This window comes from Flavobacterium xizangense (assembly GCF_054075145.1).
This window is the reverse complement of record NZ_JBSIPG010000012.1, coordinates 26,581-42,989: the sequence shown is the minus strand read 5'-3', so window position 1 is coordinate 42,989 and position 16,409 is coordinate 26,581. Positions and strand designations below refer to the sequence as shown.

Annotated in this window: 11 protein-coding genes; 3 read left to right on the top strand and 8 right to left on the bottom strand. The window is 32.4% G+C overall.

Going from position 1 to position 16,409, the window contains the following annotated elements:
• Positions 1–31: 31 nt before the first annotated feature.
• Positions 32–1,261, bottom strand: a complete 1,230-nt coding sequence (xrtN, locus tag ACWA1B_RS19450) for an exosortase N (RefSeq protein ID WP_456909822.1) — start codon at positions 1,259–1,261, stop codon at positions 32–34.
• The gene (locus ACWA1B_RS19445) at positions 1,262–3,757 is read right to left on the bottom strand and encodes an XrtN system VIT domain-containing protein (RefSeq protein ID WP_456909820.1); all 2,496 of its coding nucleotides are present in this window, start codon (positions 3,755–3,757) and stop codon (positions 1,262–1,264) included.
• Positions 3,758–4,183: 426 nt separating this feature from the next.
• Here ACWA1B_RS19445 and ACWA1B_RS19440 point away from each other — a divergent pair, with 426 nt between their 5' ends.
• Positions 4,184–6,955, top strand: coding sequence for a bifunctional aconitate hydratase 2/2-methylisocitrate dehydratase (locus tag ACWA1B_RS19440; RefSeq protein ID WP_456909818.1), 2,772 nt, complete (start codon positions 4,184–4,186; stop codon positions 6,953–6,955).
• A 126-nt stretch (positions 6,956–7,081) separates the two neighbouring features.
• Entirely contained in the window at positions 7,082–9,346 is a 2,265-nt protein-coding gene (locus ACWA1B_RS19435; protein ID WP_456909816.1) for an aconitate hydratase, read from the top strand.
• A gap of 190 nt (positions 9,347–9,536) precedes the next feature.
• Here ACWA1B_RS19435 and ACWA1B_RS19430 read toward each other — a convergent pair whose 3' ends face one another.
• Positions 9,537–10,916, bottom strand: coding sequence for a carboxypeptidase-like regulatory domain-containing protein (locus ACWA1B_RS19430; RefSeq protein ID WP_456909814.1), 1,380 nt, complete (start codon positions 10,914–10,916; stop codon positions 9,537–9,539).
• A 243-nt stretch (positions 10,917–11,159) separates the two neighbouring features.
• Here ACWA1B_RS19430 and ACWA1B_RS19425 point away from each other — a divergent pair, with 243 nt between their 5' ends.
• Complete coding sequence (locus tag ACWA1B_RS19425) at positions 11,160–12,335, top strand: C40 family peptidase (RefSeq protein WP_456909987.1); 1,176 nt, start codon at positions 11,160–11,162, stop codon at positions 12,333–12,335.
• 1 nt (position 12,336) lies between these two features.
• Here the strand turns inward: ACWA1B_RS19425 and ACWA1B_RS19420 are convergent, their stop codons facing one another.
• The 5 genes from ACWA1B_RS19420 to ACWA1B_RS19400 form a co-directional block, all read right to left on the bottom strand.
• Complete coding sequence (locus ACWA1B_RS19420; RefSeq protein ID WP_456909812.1) at positions 12,337–12,738, bottom strand: response regulator; 402 nt, start codon at positions 12,736–12,738, stop codon at positions 12,337–12,339.
• On the bottom strand, positions 12,728–14,014 hold the full coding sequence (locus ACWA1B_RS19415) for a sensor histidine kinase (protein ID WP_456909810.1): 1,287 nt from the start codon (positions 14,012–14,014) through the stop codon (positions 12,728–12,730). The genes ACWA1B_RS19420 and ACWA1B_RS19415 overlap by 11 nt, the downstream gene beginning before the upstream one ends.
• Before the next feature lie 760 nt (positions 14,015–14,774).
• Positions 14,775–15,377 carry a DUF4240 domain-containing protein gene (locus ACWA1B_RS19410; RefSeq protein WP_456909808.1) on the bottom strand — a complete coding sequence of 201 codons (603 nt, stop codon included), beginning with the start codon at positions 15,375–15,377 and terminating at the stop codon, positions 14,775–14,777.
• A gap of 52 nt (positions 15,378–15,429) precedes the next feature.
• Positions 15,430–15,780, bottom strand: coding sequence for a hypothetical protein (locus ACWA1B_RS19405; RefSeq protein WP_456909807.1), 351 nt, complete (start codon positions 15,778–15,780; stop codon positions 15,430–15,432).
• A 115-nt stretch (positions 15,781–15,895) separates the two neighbouring features.
• Positions 15,896–16,294, bottom strand: coding sequence for a DUF5958 family protein (locus ACWA1B_RS19400; protein ID WP_456909805.1), 399 nt, complete (start codon positions 16,292–16,294; stop codon positions 15,896–15,898).
• Between the last annotated feature and the right edge of the window lie 115 nt (positions 16,295–16,409).

The window sequence follows — 16,409 nt, the reverse complement described above, 5'->3', positions numbered from 1 at the left end:
CAAATTTGATTTTGTCAGGCTTTTTTCATTATTAGATTTTAGTTGTTTCATTAATCAGGCGTATAGATTTATTGGTGAAGAGTTTGATTAAAATAACTTCAGGCAGAGAAGTATATTTTTTTCTATCGCATTCGTACCACCAATAGGAGTAATACTGAATGTTGTTTTTCTCCATTTTTACCTGCCATATTTTTTCATTTCCTATAATGATTTCTTTTTTCTCTATAATTTTATAGCCATTTCCTGTCCAGCAAACTAACGGATTATGAGCGAAAGTTTTAATATAAATAAGTTTATTAGGAGTTGAGATTTTAAAAACTTCATTGTTTACCCAATTTCCATTTTGAATCAAATATTCTGGGCTCAAATGTTCAAGTAAATTATTTGGCTGTGTTTTCTTTATTTCAAGACTGGTTGCAAATAGGATTATAGTTCCAATTATAACAGTTAAGAATTTATACTGTTTTTTATTTATTTGGATTTCTTCAGTTTTCGGTTTAAAAAATCGGATCAAAAATAGCATTGGAACAATTTGATAAAATATAAAACATAAGATTCCAATTGTATGATGCATTGTATTTTCTTGGGTGCAATGAAACAAAATAAGTGTGATGATTCTGAAATAATTCGAAATTATATTGAGAATAATGACAACCACACAAAAAAGAAAAATCTGTAGGATGTTAAAATATTTTGATTGTTTCTTTTCTTCTAAAGTTAATATAAAAGCGCCTGACAATAATCCGGTTTTAAACATTGAAAGGCCCATACATGCTGTGTCGACTGTAATTTTTGCATTATTGATATAAAAATTGACCCCTTCTATTTTATCAATTACAATGAAATTCTTTAAAACAATATAAACATTATAACATAGAATTTGTTTTATTTCGGTTGTCATATAATCGAAGAAAGTACTAAAAACCGAAGAGAAAAGCAAAATACAAATGAAAGCAATAAACGAAAATTTTTGTGTAAAACTGTAATACAATAAACAGACAAATAACGCCAAAGCCAAAAGGTGCAGCGATTTAGTATGCAAGCGGTAGCTTATAAATTCTAATATAAAGATCATCGCAAAAAGCGGATAGCTCATATTAAAAGTAGTTTTTCGGCTTCCAATAAAAAATAGCCCGATTGAAGCTAAAATTCCAAACAAATTATTATTCAGTCCTGCTGAAATTATGCTGTAGTTTAAAAGCAAAAGGCAACTAACTAGTAACAGGACAAAAGTTTTTTTGTATTTCAGTAAAAGATACATTTAGACTGTTTGTTTTTTTGTTTTTCGGTAATAGAAATAAAGTGTTGCAGTTCCAATAATAATCAAAAGCCATTCGTGAGGCTCAGGAACCGCGCCGTCATTATTTATGGAAGCATTTCCTAAAGTGTTTACGTTTTTCTCGATTCCGTTGTTTTTGTAATCTTCGTCTGTTTCTAAAACAATCAATGACGAAATTGGTGTTACAATATTGGCATCTTTAGCTAATTCAACATATTGATTATTAGCCAAACTATCATTTTGAATTTTAACTTGTTCTTCGAGAACTTTTCCAAAGGCGTACATTCTGTAAATATGGTTCGGCCCATTGCTTTTTGAATTATTGTCTTGGGTGTTTTCACGAATTGAAATTTGTGACGGTTCAATATTGACACTGTTTTGATCTGTTTTGTAAACTGGAAATTGATGTTTGTTGATCATCTTTAAACAAGTAGCCAAACTGCTTTGAAAATGGTCAACGTATTTTTGTTCTTTCGCAGTCTGCCAAAACGGATTAATATCTCCACTGATATTGATGACTTTTATATTCTTTTGTTTAGTTCCAGATTTAATTTTCGTCAGATAATCTGATTCTTCAAGTTCTTCAAAATTAGCAGAGAAAGTTCCCGATTTTGTTATCACTAAACTGTTTTTTGCCAATTTATAAAGAGGCAATAATGTATACTGAGAATCTTCAAAGTCAAGCTGAATGGCTTTAAAATTCTCTTTGTTGATTTGTTTTTTTTGTCCATTTGTAAAAACGTAAATATTTTGCTGGTCAAGATTGACAAATGATTCTATTTGTTTAGTTGTCCAATTGTTGTTTAAATCCAAAATAATTTCAGAAGGAGTGAAGGGGATTACTGTTTTGGGAATTTGATTAACTGTATAAGTTTTTCCTTTCCATGCAAATGAATTATGATTGATTTTGCTTAATGGCATTGTTGCTTCCCAATCGTCAAGTCCTTTAGACTGGTTTATGTAAAATCCTTTTTCAAAATCGAAATTTTTGCTGGTTTCTACAGCCGAATTTCCAGTTATTTGTATTCTTGAAATTGTTTCAGCATTTGAAATGTTTGGACCTTTAATAGAAAGACTTTGATATTTCATTTGGCTGTCTTCGACTTGTAGCGGAGTTGTAAAACCGCATTTGAATTTTCTTGGAGTTTGTTTGTTAACTGGAAAAACTCTCACAACGACTTTATTTCCTTCTTTCCATTGCATTAATGAAGGATCACGATATTCTACACCAACAATTTGATTGTAAGCTTTTTTAGCTTTTTCTTTAGTCGTCAAAACGCCTTTGCGTTCCATTCCGTTAACCCATAAAGAAAGTGAAGTTGCGACAGAACCTTCGGGCAATTGAAAAGAGTAAATCGCTTCTTCGTTTCCCCGTGCATCTTCGGTACAAGCAATATCCATTGTAATTTCAGTGTATGCTAAACGTGCTTCTGGATATACTTTTACGTCTTCTTTAATTTTTTTGGTAAATAAATCATCTCCGTTCCAAAGCTGTTCTTCTGTTTCTAACCTTTTATCAAAATTCGATTTCAGAATATTGATTTTGTCATCATTGTCTAATCCAAGGTCATCACAAACTAAATAAGCAATACTGATAAATGGATTATGGATTTTAGTTCCGTTGAATTGCTGTTTGCTGAAGGAATTAAAACGGTCGAACGAAAAGAAGTTGTCAATATTGATATACACAAGACCTTTCTTAAGCAGAATTTCATTAAAAAAATTAGGTTTTATATTCTGAGAAACCAAAATGTATGCGGGTAAATCAGTATTACTATCAAAAGAATTGATTTTTGCAATTTGAGCGATTTTTTTGCTTTCAATAACTAAACCAGTGGTAAAAATTAGAAAACCGATAAGCACAATTGAAAACCCAGCGCTAAAAGAAAGATAATAAGGTCGGTTTTTAGGTAAATGAAAAATAATGGTTAGCAAATGAATGACTAAGATTATTGCCGGAACCATTCCGTAGAAACCCATTCCCAAAGCCAATATTCCGATAAATGAATAGGGTAGAACGGGAATGAGAAATAAAGCAAAGTAAAATATAATCCAAAATGTAGCACCATTAACAAAATAAAACAGATATGTACGTGGGCTTTTTATGTCATTTTGGTAAAGAAAAAAATTAGTGATGCAAAACACAAAAGTTGTCACATAAACCCAAACAGGTAAATGTTGAAAAATGGGAATAAAAACATTTAAGCTAAAACAGCCAATAAGCCAATTGAGCATTAAAAAAGGAGTAAGATGAAGATAGTCTTCTCTGTTTTTAAGAATAAGAAATGATACCACCGTTCCGTAAATAAACTCGATAATCAAACTTATCGATCCAATAGATTCGAATTCGTGGAATGAGAATTCTCTAGAAGTGAGCGCACAAATCATAAATATTGTACTAAATAATGTCACAACGAGGCTAGTGTGTGTACCTGATTTTTGAGAATAATAATCTAAAATTTTCATTTTGTATTTCATAGTTGTATTTTTTAAAAAGTACTTTGAAATACAAAGTTAATAGAATATTTTAAATAGCAGATTTTTTTTAATTGATTTTTTTTAAAGAAAATTATGGATCAATATTTTAGTTCTAAAAACTCCTTTTTAAGACGAAAAAAAGTTAACTATAACGTTATAATTTCTTATTTAGAACTATTCTTTGCGAAAACAGAGGTAAAATCTCACTTACTTTATAACATCAAATTCCGACTTTGTTAAAGAAAAGATTTTAAAATATTAAAAATTCATTTTTTTAATACAAAATTGATATTTTGGCAAAAACAAGCAGTGAAAATCGTTTTTTAGCAATAATAATTTTTGAAAAGGCGACTTTCATTATATTCTTTTTAATTCTCACCTTTAATCTCTAAATTTGCGTACAAAAAAAAATACTTCTAATATATTATGAATACTTACAAAGATTACATTAACGAAATCGAAGAAAGAAAAGGCCAGGGACTTCACCCAAAGCCAATTGATGGTGCAGAATTATTAAGCGAAATTATTTCGCAAATTAAAGATGTTGATAATGAATATAGAGAAGATTCTCTTAAATTTTTTATCTATAATACTTTGCCAGGAACTACAAGTGCTGCTGGTGAAAAAGCTAAGTTTTTAAAGGAGATTATTCTTGGTGAATCTGTAGTAAAAGAAATTACTCCAGCCTTTGCTTTTGAATTATTATCACATATGAAAGGTGGGCCTTCTATCAAAGTTCTACTTGATTTAGCTTTAGGTAATGATGCTGCTATTGCAAAAGAGGCAGCAAAAGTTTTAAAAACACAAGTTTTCCTTTACGAGGCAGATACAGATCGTTTAGTAGAGGCATTCAAAAATAATAACCCAATTGCAAAAGAAATCCTTGAAAGTTATGCTCAAGCTGAGTTTTTCACAAAACTTCCAGAAGTAGCAGACGAAATTAAGGTTGTTACTTTTATTGCTGGTGAAGGTGATATTTCAACAGATTTACTTTCTCCGGGTAATCAGGCACACTCACGTTCAGACCGTGAACTTCACGGACAGTGTATGATTACTCCTCAGGCACAACAAGAAATTAAAGCGCTTCAGGCACAACATCCAGATAAGAGTGTAATGTTGATCGCTGAAAAAGGAACTATGGGAGTTGGATCTTCAAGAATGTCAGGTGTAAATAACGTGGCACTTTGGACAGGAAAACAAGCAAGTCCATATATTCCATTTGTTAACATCGCTCCAATTGTTGGTGGAACAAACGGAATTTCTCCAATTTTCCTAACAACTGTTGATGTTACTGGTGGTATTGGTTTAGACCTTAAAAACTGGGTAAAAAAGGTTGATGCTGATGGTAATGTTATTCGTAACGAAAACGACGAACCAATTTTAGAGCAAACTTATTCTGTCGAAACTGGTACAGTTTTGACTATTAATATTAAAGAGAAAAAACTTTATAACGGCGATAAAGAATTAATCGATATTTCTAAGGCATTTACACCTCAGAAAATGGAATTTATCAAAGCGGGTGGTTCTTATGCTATCGTATTTGGTAAAAAACTTCAAACTTTAGCAGCAAAAGTTTTAGGTGTTGAAGCTCCATTAGTATATGCTCCATCAAAAGAGGTTTCTCATGAAGGACAAGGTCTTACTGCGGTTGAAAAAATCTTCAACAAAAATGCTGTAGGTATTGCTCCAGGAAAAGTATTACACGCTGGTTCTGACGTTCGTGTAGAAGTTAACATTGTAGGTTCTCAAGATACTACAGGTTTAATGACTGCTCAGGAATTAGAGTCTATGGCTGCTACGGTAATTTCACCAATCGTTGACGGTGCTTACCAATCTGGTTGTCATACTGCTTCAGTTTGGGATAAAAAAGCGCAGGCTAATATTCCTAAATTGATGAAATTCATGAACGATTTTGGTTTAATCACGGCTCGTGACCCAAAAGGAGTTTATCATTCAATGACTGACGTAATTCACAAAGTACTTAATGATATTACTATTGATGAGTGGGCTATCATTATTGGTGGTGACTCTCACACAAGAATGTCAAAAGGTGTTGCTTTTGGTGCTGACTCAGGAACTGTTGCGCTTGCATTGGCTACTGGAGAAGCTTCTATGCCAATTCCGGAATCTGTAAAAGTTACTTTCAAAGGGGAGATGAAAGGATACATGGACTTCCGTGATGTGGTTCATGCTACTCAAGCACAAATGCTTCACCAATTTGGAGGAGAAAATGTTTTCCAAGGAAGAATTATTGAGGTTCACATTGGAACATTAACTGCTGACCAAGCCTTTACATTTACAGACTGGACTGCAGAGATGAAAGCAAAAGCTTCTATCTGTATTTCTGAAGATGATACTTTGATCGAATCATTGGAAATTGCAAAAGGCAGAATCCAAATCATGATCGACAAAGGAATGGATAACGATAAACACGTTCTTCAAGGATTAATCAACAAAGCTGATAAAAGAATTGCAGAAATTAAATCGGCTGAAAAACCAGCTTTAACTCCAGATGCAAATGCTAAATATTATGCTGAAGTTGTAGTTGATTTGGATCAAATTGCTGAGCCAATGATTGCTGACCCAGACGTTAATAATGCTGACGTTTCTAAACGTTATACTCACGATACTATTAGACCTTTATCTTTCTACGGTGGAGTGAAAAAAGTAGACCTTGGATTTATCGGATCTTGTATGGTTCACAAAGGAGATATGAAAATCCTTGCTCAAATGTTGAAAAACGTAGAAGCACAAACTGGGAAAGTTGAATTCAACGCGCCTCTTGTTGTTGCTCCTCCAACTTACAACATTGTAGATGAATTGAAAGCAGAAGGTGACTGGGAAGTTTTACAAAGATACTCTGGTTTTGAATTCGACGATAATGCTCCAAAAGGTGCTGCGCGTACAGAATACGAAAACATGTTGTACTTAGAGCGTCCGGGTTGTAACCTTTGTATGGGTAACCAGGAAAAAGCGGCAAAAGGAGATACAGTAATGGCAACTTCAACTCGATTATTCCAAGGAAGAGTTGTAGAAGATAAAGAAGGTAAAAAAGGAGAATCTTTACTTTCATCTACGCCAGTTGTGGTTCTTTCTACAATTTTAGGTAGAACTCCAACTATTGAAGAATATACTGCTGCAGTAGATGGTATTAACTTAACAAAGTTTGCACCTTCAAACAAATCATTAGTAATGTAATCAAAAGATTATTTTAATTATAATTCAAAAGCCCGAGTCATAAAACTCGGGCTTTTTTTGTAATAATTGTTCTAATTTTTGTAACTTGTCATGTTCAAAAAACAATAATAAAAACAAGTAAATCTTATGGCTTTTGATATTGAAATGATTAAAAAAGTGTATGAAAACATGCCAAGTCGTGTTGATAAAGCACGTGAAATTGTTGGTCGTCCACTTACTTTGACGGAGAAAATTTTATACAATCACCTTTGGGATGGAAATCCAACTAAGGCATTTGGAAGAGGAATTGACTATGTTGACTTTGCACCGGATCGTGTTGCATGTCAAGATGCAACTGCGCAAATGGCATTATTGCAGTTTATGCATGCCGGTAAATCTAAAGTAGCAGTTCCTACTACTGTACACTGTGATCACTTGATTCAGGCAAAAATAGACGCTGCAACTGATTTGGCCAGAGCAAAAACACAAAGTAATGAAGTCTTTGATTTCTTGTCTTCTGTTTCTAATAAATATGGAATCGGTTTCTGGAAACCAGGAGCCGGAATTATTCACCAAGTTGTACTCGAAAATTATGCTTTCCCAGGCGGAATGATGATTGGTACCGATTCTCACACTGTAAATGCAGGTGGTTTAGGAATGGTAGCAATTGGTGTTGGTGGAGCAGATGCTGTAGATGTTATGTCAGGAATGGCGTGGGAACTTAAATTCCCGAAACTAATTGGAGTTAAATTAACTGGTAAATTATCAGGATGGACAGCTCCTAAAGATGTTATTCTTAAAGTAGCAGGAATTCTTACTGTAAAAGGAGGAACTGGTGCTATCGTTGAATATTTTGGAGAAGGTGCAACTGCTATGTCTTGTACTGGAAAAGGAACAATTTGTAACATGGGTGCTGAAATTGGAGCAACAACTTCAACTTTTGGTTACGATGATTCTATGAGCCGTTACTTACGTTCTACAAATAGAGCAGATGTTGCCGATGCTGCCGATAAAGTAGCTTCTTACTTAACCGGAGATCCTGAAGTATATGCAAATCCAGAACAATATTTTGATCAGGTTATTGAAATTAACTTATCTACATTAGAACCACATTTAAACGGACCTTTCACTCCAGATTTAGCTACTCCGATTTCTAAAATGAAAGAGGAAGCAATCAAAAATAACTGGCCATTACAAATTCAGGTTGGTTTAATTGGTTCTTGTACAAACTCTTCTTACGAAGATATTTCTCGTGCAGCTTCTTTGGCAAGACAAGTTGCGGATAAAAACTTAAAAACAAAATCACAATTTACAATCACTCCAGGTTCTGAAGTTGTTCGTTCAACAATTGAAAGAGACGGTTTTATTGATACTTTCCATAAAATTGGAGCAACTGTTTTTGCTAATGCTTGTGGACCATGTATTGGTATGTGGGATAGAGAAGGAGCTGAAAAAGAAGAAAGAAATACAATCGTTCACTCTTTCAACCGTAATTTCTCAAAACGTGCAGATGGTAATCCAAATACATTAGCTTTCGTAGGTTCTCCAGAATTGGTAACAGCTTTGGCGATTGCTGGTGATTTAAGTTTTAATCCTTTAACAGATACATTGATCAATGAAGATGGAGAAGAAGTAAAACTAGATGCGCCAACAGGAGATGAGCTTCCTTCTAAAGGTTTTTATGCTGAAGATCCAGGTTTTCAGGCTCCGGCTGCAGATGGTTCAGGGGTAACTGTTGTGGTAAATCCAACATCTGAACGTTTACAATTGCTGGCTCCATTTGATGCTTGGGATGGTAAAAACATTACAGGTGCTAAATTATTAATTAAGGCATTCGGAAAATGCACTACTGACCATATTTCTATGGCTGGGCCTTGGTTACGTTTCCGTGGACATTTGGATAATATTTCGAACAACATGTTAATTGGTGCTGTAAATGCATACAACCAAAAAACAAATTCGGTTAAAAATCAATTAACTGGCGAATACGATGCTGTACCGGCTGTTGCCCGTGCATACAAAGCAGCAGGTGTTCCGTCTATTGTAGTTGGAGATCACAATTATGGTGAAGGTTCTTCTCGTGAACATGCTGCAATGGAACCACGTTTCTTAGGAGTTAAAGCGGTTTTGGTGAAATCTTTCGCTCGTATCCACGAAACAAATCTTAAGAAACAAGGTCTTTTAGGATTGACTTTTGCAAATGAAGCAGATTACGATAAAATTCAGGAAGATGATACAATCAACTTCTTAGATTTGACTGAATTTGCTCCAGGAAAACCACTAACTTTAGAGTTTGTTCACGCAAATGGAACAAAAGATATTATTTTGGCAAACCATACGTACAATGAAGGTCAAATTGGCTGGTTTGTTGCAGGTTCTGCATTAAATTTAATTGCGGCTGGAAAAGCATAATCAAGATTCAATTATATTAGAAATGCTCTGTGAAAACAGGGCATTTTTTATTAGAAGCTATTCTTCCGAAACTTCGGAATCTGCTATATCTTTTCCTTGCTAAAGAAGCAATAAAAAGTATACCGCTCCCATTCGGGCTAGGGCACTCGTTTTTATAAGAAGATTTCTCTTTCAGGAAATTTTATATGATTTATTCGATAGTTTTGGCAATGTCGGTTTGTTTTGGTAAAGTTTTGATTTTTATAGGTTTTGTGGTTTTAAATTCCTCCAGATTAATGCTGAAAACTTTTGAAGAAGGGATTTTTGAGTAGGAATTATCAATACGCCCGCCTAAAAGAATTAATTTGTTATCATTATAATACATGGCAGAATATTTGTTTTCAATGTCAATGTCGAATTCTTTTAATTGCTTTGTTTGAATATTATAGGTGTACATTTTTTGATCCTCATAAAAATAGATGATATTGTCAAAATAAGCAATTGCGGGTCTTTCTATTTCAGAAAACAATTCGCCTTCCATTTGCCATTTTTCGGTTATTAAATCAAAAGTCTCAATTTGAGAAGTAGGTTTTCCGTCATTGCCACCAATGAGGTAAATTTTGTCACCAATTAAAAGTCCGGTTGTTTCTTTTGCTGTTGGCATAGGCTCAAGTTCATACCAATTTCCTGATGTTATATTGTATAAATGCACTTTATTAGTAAATTCTTTTTTATCTTTTTCTGATCTTTTTAGAGAGCCACCCATTACAATAATATTGTCTTTATAGGTAAACGAAGCAAAATCAACAGCCTGATGCGGATTTGTATTGTCTAATTTTATAGTTTGTTTATCAAGGTTTATCACTTCAATCTGATTTTCCAGATATTCCCAACTACTTTTTGAGTTGACTAAAATTCTTTTTCCGCCTAAAATATAAATCGAATTATCGTAATAATGCATATTGTGATACCCTCTTGCTTTTAAATTTAATTTTGTAGTTTCCCAAGTATTTGATTTGATGTCGTAAATTGAAAGGAATTTTTTGTAATGCCTTTTGGCTTTAGGAAGCTGCATCTCCATTAAATAGTCATTTGCATCATAAGCTGCTCGTTCTGCACGACCCTTTTCGAGATAATCTATTTCAGTGTAAGCATCACCTCCACTGACATAAATTTTATCATCTTTCAAAAAAGACCCAAAGGAAAATATAGGATCCTTCAATGGACTTAATTTATTGAATGAAAGTTGTTTTTTTAATTTTTTGTTTTGCGAAATTGTTACTTCTGATAAATTTTGGATGCTTTCCTCAAGCGTTATTTTGAATTTATGTTTTACCAAATAACGCATTGAAAAGCGGGTCGTGGTGTAGCCGATATGAGAGAATTCTACGGTTTCATCAGCGTTGAGATTTAAAAACGAAGCTGTAGAAAATTCGCCTTTTTTATTGGTGACAGTGCCAATCTTACTGGTTAAGGCAAAAATATTTACATCTTCAAGAGGTTCATTGTTGGGAGATGTAACAATTCCTTTAGTGTTTTGTGAGAATGATAATAGAGGAAGTAGAATAAAAAGAAAGAGTAATTTTTTCACAAGTTTTTGAAAGTTAAGTTAGTATTAAATTTTCAGGTGACTTTTTTGCGTAAAAAACTGCATTTCAAAAAGTTGGCTCAATATTTATGCCGAAACAGTTAATTTGGATGAAATTAAGTGTTAAAAATTGTGCTTTTTTTACTTTAATAAGTTAAATTCGCTTTCCCCCAAACAACAAAATTGCTTCTTTTGAGTTTTCCTTATAGAAAAGTTCAAAAAATGCGATTTGATAAAATGAAAATGATGGTTTACAGATTAATAATATTGATGTTTTTTTTTAGTGTTGGTGTTTTTTCTCAGGAAAAATATATTAAACATAAAATTTCAAAAGGAGAAAATATTACCGTTATTGCTAAAAAATACGGTGTAAAACCAAAAGATATCATAGATGCAAATCCTAATGCACCAAAAATCCTTAAATTAAATTCGGTTTTATTAATTCCAAACAATAACAAATCGGTCACTATAAAACCAGATGATAATAAGGCTTCTGACTTAAAATCTGCTGATAAAGTTGAAGTCGCAAATGTTGATTTTCATGAAGTTCAGCAAAAAGAAACACTTTGGGGAATTTCTAAGAAATATAATGTTTCTGTAGATGAATTAAAAAAAGCAAATCCGTCGATTGAAACTGATGGATTGAAAATTGGGCAACGAATCAATATTCCTTCTAATACTGTTGCAATTGCTGAAAAACCCGCTGTAGTTACTGAAAGTTCAACAGACGTTGAGGTTGTTGTTGAGGTACAGCCAAAAGAAACCAAATATGCAATTGCCAAAAAATATGGAATTACAGTTGCCGAATTAGAAAAACAAAACCCATTTATAAAAGGGAAACTTCCTGTGGGTTATGTTTTGAAAATAAAAACTTCTAAAGAAAAAGCAGATGCTGCAGCCTTATTAAATTCGGTTCAGCCTTCTGTTGAATCAAAACCACTCATGGAAGAAAATATCCAAATAACTGATAAAACTAGTGTAAAAACAGACTCGACTACGGTTCGCATCAGTAATCATTCAGAGTTAATTGATTTGCTTATTCTAAACGCTACTCAAAATATTGGAACCCGCTATCGTTCTGGCGGAACAACAAAAGCTGGTTTTGATTGTTCAGGTTTGATGTTTTGTACTTTTGGAAACTTTGATATTAAATTGCCAAGAAGCTCAATTGAGCAATCCCGAATAGGAAACAAAGTCAGTTCAGATGAAGCCAAAAAAGGAGATCTGATTTTCTTTAAAACGAATGGCCGACGTCATATAAACCACGTAGGAATGGTTGTAGAGGTCAATGAAGGAGAAATTAAATTTGTGCATTCTTCAACTCACGGTGGCGTCATGATATCTTCAACAAAAGAACCTTACTACGAAAGAGCTTTTTCTCAGGTGAATCGTATTTTAGAAGAGGAAACAAAAAAAATGTAACCTAGTTTTCATCTTCCGGATAAAAGGTTTTTTTAAATTCCTCAATAGGAAAAGGTTTATTTAGCATCTTAGTTACATATTTGTTTTCATTAATTAGATTGATTTCATCAGAATCAAGTGTTGAGGAAAGTACATAAATTTGATTTCCTTTTTTTATATTTTCATCGAGTTTGTCATACGCATTCAAAAAATCAAAACCATTCATAAACGGCATTTGTATATCAAGAATTATAAACAAAGATTTGCCAATTCCTTTATTGTTTTCTAGCCAATAAAGTCCTTCCTGCCCATTGTTGGCAATGTAGATTTCATCCACAAACAATATTTTTTTTAATAATTGTTTAATGACAAGCTGATCGATCAAGTTGTCTTCAATTAATAAAAATGCAGGTTTACACAGCATATAGAGTTGGTATTGTTACGATAAATTTGCTTCCTACAGAACTTTCTGAGCATACAGAAATATTCCCTTTTATGTTCTCAACGGCTTCTTTTACAATATAAAGACCTAATCCGCTGCCTTTGTTTTTGTTTGTTCCAAAGTACATTTCAAAAATATTATCTTTATACTCATCCTTAATTCCAATTCCGTTGTCTGTGACTTCAATCCTGTTGTAACCATCATTAAAAGAAGTTTTAATAGAAATAAACATTTCTTGTTTATTTGCGTCAGCATATTTGATAGCATTTGACAGTAAATTTGAAATAATGATTTTTAGTCTTAAACTGTCGCTGTGAATTTGATCTACTAACAGCTCTTTTGTAAAGATAATTTGATTCGCATTTTCTATATGCATTAACTGAGAAATTGCTTCTTCAAACAATTCTTTTAAGCTTACCGGTTCCATTATGATTTGCGCTCGCTTGTTTTTAGAATAATCAATAATGTCGCTTATAAATTGATCTTGCTTGGCAAGACTTTGTTCCATTAAGTATAAATAATCCTTTATCTGATTAACGCTATCTTCCAGTTGAGTGATTTTTATCAGGCCTTTTAATGAGGTAATAGGAGATCTCAAATCGTGTGATGCACTGTAAACAAAGCAGTCCAGTTCATGATTGGCTAGCATTAGATTTTCATTTTTTACTTCAATTTCTTTTTTTGAAGTAAGTAAACGTTTTACCATTATAGAATAGTAAAGACAAATACTGCAGACAATAATTAAAATGAAAACAATATTAGTGATAATCAGTAAATCTTTTATTTTGCGCGTTCCTTCTCCTAAAGTATTTGAAAAATTACGTTCATTAATTGTCAGGCGATCGCTTATAACACTAATTTGCTCGAGAAACTTTCTTTGTTCGTCTGGATTTAATGTGTTGTGCTTGATTTTTGCATCGATTTCTGTTCCAATAGTAAACAATTCATAGATTAAATTATCGCCTTGTTCCCATTCATGAATTGCTTTTGCTAAAAATGACACTTTTTTAAAATAAACAAACAGCCAAACGAGATCGTCTAAGTCGTCTTTATGATTACGGCCTTTAATAAAACCATCACGTGCAACTTGATTGTCTCCAGCTTTTAAAAGCGTTTTTCTCGCAATCCCATCACCTTGCGGAACACTTAATTCTTCTTGGTATAATTTCCACTGATTTTTGTCTTTAGTGTAAAGATATGTTATAAGATGCCTTGCTGCGTCTTTTTGGCCTTTTGAATAATGAGATTCACCATTCACATAAGCTCGATTTGCAGATAAAATTTTGATTGTAAAGAAGTTTACACAAATTAATAAGGCACATGTGATAAATACAATTAAGAGGAGAATAAAAACATTTGGGAAACGCATTTTCCTTAAAAGCTGAATTTTTAGCATATTTCTTATTTTGTAGGTTGATAATTTGCTTTTAATCAGTTCATTTTGCTTGTAATAGATGTTTTTTATCTCAACTCCTCTATTGGGGGATTAGAAAGAGCTTGGGTTTAAAAAATAAACAAATGTTAATGAAAAAGAAGAAATTTTATAAATTTAATCCTTTCAATCAAATTTAATAAAAATATATTTTGCTTTGACAAACATATTTTTATTTTCTAGTTATTTTGATTTTTTAAATATTAAATAATTGATTATCAGTATTTTGATTTATTTTTAAAATGTGAAATAATATTAAAATGTGAAATTCAATTTATGTTTTTAGTAATCATTTTAGGAATAATTTATAATTTGCTGTTGTGTTTTTGTTTAACGGTCGAAATATTCCTGCAATTTAATTTTTCGCGTTATTTTATGATTTAATTTTGATCAAAATGAAAAAAGTAAAATTTAACAAAATGTAAGAATTTAATAGTACTGATTATCTGTGTTTTAAGGTTTTTTTAAAGAGAAAAAGCTGCAAATTTTACCCGCAGCTTTTTTTAAAGTAAAGTTATTTTATTCTGTTTTAGCTATAAAGTTCTAATTAGAGTAATTTTAGTTTTAATGAAATTGGTAAAAGAATTTATTGAAAATTAGCCGAATACTTAGCATAAAGTTTGGGGAACAATTTTTGCAAATCATCGCTCTTTTCATCCCATTCATTTCCGGTTGTATGATGTTTTTCCTGAAACGGATATGGCATTTCTTGGCCTGTAAGTTCTTCAAAAACGATTCCGGGTAAATATCCAAAACCTTCCCAGTCAAATTCTTCAATAAGATGTGTTTCAATTTCTGCAAGCAATTCAGGATTAGTAATAATTTTATAATAAAAATCTTTGCCCTGTGCGATGACCCATTCGCGGAAATCGTTAAAACTATCATCACTACAGCCTCCATGAATAATATATATCGCGCCCCAGAGTTCCCAAGTATTTGCTTCGCCTCTAAAATTTCTAAAACTGTTACCAAATAAAATCAATTCATCTGCCGTCAGTTTTCTGAGTTCGTTTGCTAATTCTTCCTGTTGTTCCTCAAAATTGCCTCCAGAACTGTCTTTCGTTTTTTGAATTATCTTCCAGAATAATTCCTCTTCCATCAGTTTTTCTGAAATTATATAATCTATTTTGATAGGTCTGGAATTTTTTTCCTTTTCCGTTTTACCAAAAAATCTGTCAAATATTCCCATTGTCTTTTTGGTATTTGTTAATAAATGTTTTTACACTTTGAAAAAGATCGTTTTAAGAGTTTAAATTAATTAATCCTCTGAAAAACTGAATACCGCCAAATACAATAGCACCCCAGAAAATAAAGCCAATATGTGCCAATGTTAATATGGTTCCGCCAATACACCATAAAGCGCCATACAGAATATCTTTTTTAGCCTGAGCATGAATTGCTTCTTGTTGCGCTTCATTGATCTTCATTTCTATTTTTTCGACAATCATAGCGGCAACGTCAGGATCCGATCCTTGTTCAATTAGAATATTTTTAGTTTCATAACCTGATTTTCGTTGATTTAAAATGAGATTCGCAGCTATATTATAATGCTGATTAATTAATTCTTGGTTGTCAATTATAGTGGTTTCCATAAATTAGTTTTTGGTTGGTTGATTTTGATTTTGAAATATAAATAGTTGAAACAGTATTGTGTTACGAAAAGACGCGAAAGGGAATTTCAAACAAAAAAATCGTTTAAATTTTAGTTTAAAAAAGATGATGCCAAAAATGAGTGCAACCCTCTTTGCATTCGGTGTTTCGTCTTTCAGTATCTGTTATTTTAAAAATCCACAATAAGGAGGTTATTATTTTTTCGTTTTCATTCTCTGGAAGTGAAACTAATTTTTGAAAAGCAATTTTTGTTGGAAAGTTTTTTAAAATCGCTACTGGCGTGCAGGTTGGCTTCAAAGGAATAGTGTTTAAGGCCTTTTGGTAAGAGTCAGAATTAAAATCAATTTTGTCAGGAATGGAATTTATGATGTAGTTATGCAGAGTTGTAAATAACTCTTTAAAATTATAGTCATTTTCCAATAAAAGCGCTATACCAACATTAAATTCGAGTTTGTCTTGCGCAACTTTGTTGATTATTTTTTCTGTTTTCTTCAATTGAGTTTTTGTTTCTTTCGGGGAATACTTTTCCAAATATAGATAGTCAAAATAATATAAACTTACGGGAATACGTAAAGAGGCTCTTTTTGCATAATTGAAATTTCATGAACAA